Below are 888 nucleotides of genomic sequence, written 5' to 3'. Positions count from 1 at the left end.
AAAGATATGGCTTTCATCATATCGCTCTCCATTTTTCTGACAAATTATACTTCTATCGACACATCGTCTTTCCAATAATGAATTACGACATCACCTTTTTCACTCTGTTTTTACTTGGCTTTTTCGGCGGTACGCATTGTGTCGGGATGTGCGGCGGGTTGAGTAGTGCGTTTGCGTTGCAGCTTCCGCCGCATCTTAACCGGCTGGGGCTGATTGTCCTATTGAATTTGGGACGTATCAGCAGCTATGTATTGATTGGTTTGATTGTCGGGCTGGTCGGGCAAATCGGTATTTCTTTGGATGATACGCGTTGGCTGCAAAACGGCTTGTATATTGCGGCGAATGTTTTGTTGTTGCTGTTGGGGCTGTATCTGGCGGGTCTTTCTACGGCGGCTACGCAGATTGAGCGCATAGGCAGACCGATATGGAAACGTTTGAATCCGATACTGAACCGACTGTTGCCGATTAAATCCGTTCCGGCTTGTTTCGGCGTAGGCATGTTGTGGGGCTGGCTGCCTTGCGGCTTGGTGTACAGTGCCTCGTTGTATGCTTTAGGCAGCGGCAATGCAGTGCAGGGCGGGCTGTATATGTTGGCTTTCGCGTTGGGAACGTTGCCGAATTTGTTGGCAATGGGGATTTTTGCGGCGCAATTGAAAACACTTTTACAACGTAAAGCCATCCGTTTGTGCGCCGGGCTATTGGTTGCGGGCTGGGCGGTTTTTCGTTTGGCTGTCATGCTTTGAACCTGGCACTGAAACGCTTTTTAAAAGGGTAGGGGTTCTTATATCAAAGGTCGTCTGAACATCCGTTTTCAGACGACCTTTATTCATTGCTTGCAACGGGTGGCGTTATTCGATCGCAGCTTTAGCTCAAGCCGCCGGCAGCCAA

The 888-nt window shown here is 49.2% G+C and carries 1 protein-coding gene; it reads left to right on the top strand.

Features of this window, described 5'->3' with window-relative positions; all coding sequences use genetic code 11:
* Window positions 1–77 precede the first annotated feature (77 nt).
* Window positions 78–743, top strand: a complete 666-nt coding sequence (locus HMPREF2572_RS02025; protein ID WP_070495953.1) for a sulfite exporter TauE/SafE family protein — start codon at window positions 78–80, stop codon at window positions 741–743.
* Window positions 744–888: the final 145 nt, after the last annotated feature.

This window comes from Neisseria sp. HMSC064E01 (genome assembly GCF_001808875.1).
Lineage (GTDB): Bacteria > Pseudomonadota > Gammaproteobacteria > Burkholderiales > Neisseriaceae > Neisseria > Neisseria sicca_A.
This window is presented reverse-complemented; position numbering and strand designations above follow the sequence as displayed.